Raw genomic sequence first — 373 nt, forward strand, 5'->3', positions numbered from 1 at the left:
TTTGTTTTTAGTTGAAGATTATGATTTTTGGTTAAGAGCATTAGTGCATAGTAAGTATACACATGTAAATAAACTCCTTTACAATTATAGAAAACATGAAAATAGTTTAACAAATCAAATTCATGTAGATACAGAAAAGTCTAATTTACATAGAGAAAATCTAAAAACAATGTATGCTAATTTTTGGAAGTTAATTTGTAGTAAAGAAAATACATTTATCACAGAATTTTGTCTTAAGGTACTAACACATCAAAAAATAAATTTTAAAGCCGTTGTTTTAAATCATAAGTATATTAATGCAGTACAAGAAGATCTTATGAAGAATTCTAATTTTTCTAGCATTATTGAGTTAAAAAGAGTTTTTTTAAGGCAA

General features: G+C 23.6%; 1 protein-coding gene. It reads left to right on the forward strand.

All coding sequences use genetic code 11. The annotated features are described in order from the left end of the window. The coding region (locus FUA24_RS24920; protein ID WP_222861296.1) for a hypothetical protein at nucleotides 1-373 on the forward strand (373 nt) is incomplete at both ends.

This window comes from Seonamhaeicola marinus, from assembly GCF_008085455.1.